Annotated in this window: 5 protein-coding genes and 1 pseudogene; all 6 read left to right on the plus strand. The window is 66.6% G+C overall.

Features of this window, described 5'->3' with window-relative positions; translation table 11 throughout:
* Positions 1-328 (plus strand): annotated as a pseudogene (locus tag JHD07_RS33480) (folate-binding protein); the annotation flags it as partial.
* Positions 325-951: a DNA-3-methyladenine glycosylase I gene (locus JHD07_RS33485; RefSeq protein WP_291629939.1), complete on the plus strand. Its 627-nt coding sequence runs from the start codon at positions 325-327 to the stop codon at positions 949-951. The pseudogene JHD07_RS33480 and the gene JHD07_RS33485, both read left to right, overlap by 4 nt.
* Positions 948-1,562 (plus strand): HD family hydrolase, encoded by a 615-nt coding sequence (locus JHD07_RS33490; protein ID WP_291629941.1) that lies wholly within the window; start codon positions 948-950, stop codon positions 1,560-1,562. The genes JHD07_RS33485 and JHD07_RS33490 overlap by 4 nt, the downstream gene beginning before the upstream one ends.
* 162 nt (positions 1,563-1,724) lie before the next feature.
* A complete protein-coding gene (locus tag JHD07_RS33495; RefSeq protein WP_291629943.1) occupies positions 1,725-2,231 on the plus strand; it encodes a protein tyrosine phosphatase in 507 nt (168 codons plus the stop codon).
* 217 nt (positions 2,232-2,448) lie between these two features.
* Positions 2,449-3,417: an NAD regulator gene (locus JHD07_RS33500; protein WP_291629945.1), complete on the plus strand. Its 969-nt coding sequence runs from the start codon at positions 2,449-2,451 to the stop codon at positions 3,415-3,417.
* A 50-nt stretch (positions 3,418-3,467) separates the two neighbouring features.
* The coding region (locus JHD07_RS33505; RefSeq protein WP_291629947.1) for a DUF2339 domain-containing protein at positions 3,468-4,581 on the plus strand (1,114 nt) is incomplete at its 3' end.

The following is a 4,581-nucleotide window of genomic DNA, read 5'->3' on the forward strand; positions in this document are numbered from 1 at the left end:
CCGCCTGCACGGCGTGAACTTCGACAAGGGCTGCTATGTCGGCCAGGAGGTCGTCTCGCGCATGCAGCATCGCGGCACGGCACGCACGCGCAGCGTCAAGGTGCTGCTCGACGGTGGCTCGCCCGAGCCGGGCGCCACCATTCTCGCCGGCGACAAGCCGGTCGGCAGCATCGGCTCGACCGCCGGCGGCAAGGGCATTGCGCTGGTGCGCATCGACCGCGTTGCCGACGCGCTCGACGCCGGCCAGCCCCTCACCGCTGGTGGGCTGCCTCTGACGCTCGCTGAACCAGATGTCGTTCGAATTCCAGCCAAGCAGCCCATCGCATGAGCCGAGCCGCCCGCCTGCATCCCGACGGCCTGAAACGATGTCCCTGGCCCGGCGAAGATCCGATCTATGTCGCCTATCACGACACCGAATGGGGCGTGCCCGAGTACGACGATCGCGCGCTGTACGAAAAGCTGATCCTCGACGGCTTCCAGGCCGGCCTGTCCTGGATCACGATCCTGCGCAAGCGCGACAATTTCCGCAAAGCCTTCGACGATTTCCAGCCGGAGAAGATCGCGCGCTACAGCGAGAAGAAAGTTCATGCGCTGATGAACGATGCCGGCATCGTGCGCAACAAGGCCAAGATCGACGGCGCGATCCTGAGCGCGAAATCCTATCTCGACATCATGGAGAAAGGCCCCGGCTTCTCGAAGCTATTGTGGGACTTCATGGACGGAAGACCGCTGGTCAACAAATTCAAGACCACCGCAAGCGTGCCCGCCTCGACGCCGCTGTCGGTGCAGATCTCCAAGGAGCTGTCCTCGCGCGGCTTCAAGTTCGTCGGCCCGACCATCGTCTATGCCTTCATGCAGGCGACCGGCATGGTCAACGACCATCTGGTCGACTGCCATTGTCACGCGAGCTGCAGCAAGACGCAGCGCAAGCCGCGCCTCAAGGCCAAATGACGGCGAAGAAGACCGCGCGCGATGCGCCGTCCCGCGCCTGGCAGCGCATGCTGTCGGGCCGGCGGCTCGACCTGCTCGATCCCTCCCCACTCGACATCGAGATCGCCGACATCGCGCATGGGCTGGCGCGGGTGGCGCGCTGGAACGGGCAGACCATCGGCACGCATATCTTCTCGGTCGCGCAGCACACGCTGCTGGTGGAGACCGTGCTGCGGCACGAGATGCCGCGAGCGGACCAGCGCATGCGGCTCGCCGCGCTGCTGCACGATGCGCCGGAATACGTGATCGGCGACATGATCTCGCCGTTCAAGGCGGTGCTCGACGGTCACTACAAGGCGGTGGAGAAGCGCCTGCTCGGCGCCATCCACATCCGCTTCGGATTGCCACCGGTATTGCCTGATGACATCACGCAGGCCATCAAGGCCGCCGATCGCGGCGCGGCTTATCTCGAGGCTACTGAGCTCGCCGGCTTCAGCGCGAGCGAAGCGCGGCGCCTTTTCGGCAAGGACCCGGGCCTCTCCGACAGCGTCCGGCGCGACTATCTCACGCCCTGGACCGCGGCGCGGGCGGAGAAGCAGTTTCTGGAGCGGTTTGGCGGGGTGTTCGCCTAGATCCTGCAGAGTGGGCAAAGGCGCTCTTGCACTGTGCCGACCATCTTTTCGCGGTTGCGACAAGAGTGGTGGGCATGCATCCGCCTTCGCTCTTTGAGCTACGGCGGACATGTCGCTTTGCCCACCCTACGGCGGCGGTTATAATCAAGAAAAAGGACCGCCATGATCCACGTCTGTTCCCTCGCCGCGCTTCCCGAAACCGTCCGCCTCACCGGGGCTAGCCATGTGCTGACCGTGATGGCCAATGTCGAGCAGGTGGCGCGCCCCGTCTCGGTGCTGCCGGCCAATCATCTCAAGGTGTCGATGGACGACATCACCGAGGAGATCGACGGTTTCGTTGCGCCGTCGGAAGACCATGTCGACCAGGTGCTTAATTTCGTGCGCGGCTGGGACCGCAGCGCCCCGCTGGTGGTGCATTGCTATGCCGGCATCAGCCGCTCCACCGCGAGCGCGTTCGCAGTCGTATGCGCACTCAATCCAAACCGCGACGAAATCGAGATCGCCAGGAAGATCCGCGCGGCCTCGCCGATCGCCTCGCCGAACCGCCGCATCGTCAGCCTCGCCGATCGCGCATTGGGCCGCAACGGCCGCATGCTGCGCGCACTCGACGAGATGGGTCCCGGCGCGATGATGGTCGAGAGCCGCCCCTTCGTGATCGAGCTCGAATGACCGGGCGCCACAATGGAGGTGCGCCCCCTCTCCCGCCCGCGGGAGAGGGTTGGGGAGAGGGTGTCTCCGCATTGGGACAGCCCCCTAGAGGAGAAAGCCCTCACCCGGCGCTACGCGCCGACCTCTCCCGCAAGCGGGAGAGGTTACAACGAGCCCGCGGCGAGATCTGTTCAACCAACGAAGATATTCTTTCCGCAACACCCGCGATCATCATCGCATGAGCGACATGCAGCTGACGCCGATCGAGATTGGCCTCACCGCCGCGATCGTCGCGATCGAGAACCACGAGCCGCAGATCCTCATCTCGCGCGGTGCCGATGGGCTTGCCGGCCTGCCGTTCGGCCCGTTCGACGCCGTGAGCCATCGCACCTTCGAGATCGGCCTGCGCGCCTGGGTCGAACAACAGGCAGGCCTGCGGCTCGGTTATGTCGAGCAGCTCTACACGTTCGGCGATCGCGGCCGTCATGCCGAGGCTGGCGACACCGGCGCCCATATCGTGTCGATCGGCTATCTCGCGCTGACGCGCCCCGCGGGCGGCGAGCTCGTGGCGAACGCGGCGAGCTTCGCGCCGTGGTATCGCTTCTTCCCCTGGGAAGACTGGCGCGAGCAGCCGCCGGCGATCATCGCCCGCGACATCATCCCGGCGCTGACCAAGTGGGCGGAGGAGGATACACCGGAGACCACGCGCGCGCTGCCGCGCAAGGATCGCGTGCGCTTCTATTTCGGTCTCGACGGGGCGCCCTGGGACGAGGAGCGCGTGCTCGACCGCTACGAGCTGCTGTACGAGGCCGGGCTGATCGAGGAGGCGCGGCGCGACGGCCGCCCCGCGGCATTGGCGCGCAAGACGCTGCCTCCGCTCGGGACCTCGATGCGGTTCGACCATCGCCGGATTCTCGCCACGGGAATCGCGCGGCTGCGGGCAAAGCTGAAGTATCGTCCTGTGGTCTTTGAACTTTTGCCCGCCGACTTCACACTTACCGAACTGCAGCACACGGTCGAGGCGATCTCCGGCCGGCACCTGCACAAGCAAAATTTCCGCCGCCTGGTCGAAATGGAAGCCCTGGTCGAACCGACCGGGGCGATGTCGACACAGACGGGCGGACGGCCGGCGGCGCTCTACCGCTTCCGCCGCGAAGTGCTCCAGGAGCGGCCCGCGCCGGGCTTGCGCGTACGCTCCCGGCGCTAGATCCTGATAGTATGGTACCGGCCCCTGCCCGCCGGTGGCCTGGAGGCTTCATGTTCGACGGCCCGTTCGATTTCTTTGCGCTGATCATTGCAATCATCGCCTTCCTGATTGCAATCAAGGCCTCGAACCAGGCGACCGAGCTGCGGCGGCGGCTGAGCTCGCTCGAAGAGATGTTCAATGCGCAGCGTCCGGTGCAGCCGCCGCCGCTCACGGCTGTTTGGGAGCAGGCACCCGCGGCCACCACCACAACCGCCGCCGCGGAGCCGCCGCCGCTTGCGCCCGAACCTGAACTGGTGCCGCCTCCGCCCCTCGCCGAGGATGCTCCTTCTCCCCCGCTCGAAACCAACCTCGAAGCCGGCGCACCGCCGCCGCTGCCGGCACCCGCACCCGGCCTGGAGGAGCGGCTCGGCACGCGCTGGGTGGTGTGGATCGGCGGCCTTGCGCTCGCGCTCGGCGGCTTCTTCATGGTGCGCTATTCGATCGAGGCCGGCCTTCTTGGCCCCGGCGTGCGCGTATTCCTGGGTGGCCTGTTCGCAGCCGCGCTGCTAGGCGCCGGCGAATGGACGCGCCGCAAGGAGAGCATCTCGAGCATTGCGGCGCTGCCGATCGCAAACATTCCCGCGATCCTCACCGCAGCCGGCACCGCGGTGGCGTTCGCGACCATCTACGCGGCCTACGCGCTCTACGGCTTCCTCGTGCCGGCAACGGCCTTCGTGCTGCTCGGCATCGTTGCGATGGGGACGCTGGCCGCTGCACTGTTGCACGGCCCTGCGCTCGCCGGCCTCGGCGTGGTCGGCGCCTTCGTGACGCCGATCCTGGTCTCCAGCGGCAAACCGGACTTTTGGGCGCTCTATATCTATCTTGCGGTCGTGACAGCTGCGAGCTTTGGTCTCGCCCGTATCCGGCTGTGGCGCTGGCTTGCGGTCACGACCATCGTCTTCGCCGTGCTCTGGACCATCCCGGGCCTGGACACCGCCGAACTGCAGGTCGCCCCGTACGCCTTCCACGTCATTGCCGGCTTCGTGCTGGCGGCGCTGCTCGTCGTCTGCGGCTTCATGTTCGGGCCTGGCATCGAGGACGGCGAGATCGAGCCGGTGTCATCGAGCTCGCTCGGCGCCTATCTGTTCGGCGCACTCACCATCCTGCAACTGCACGCGCAATCGG

Origin of the sequence: Bradyrhizobium sp., from assembly GCF_016462955.1 — a bacterium.
Taxonomy (GTDB): domain Bacteria; phylum Pseudomonadota; class Alphaproteobacteria; order Rhizobiales; family Xanthobacteraceae; genus Bradyrhizobium.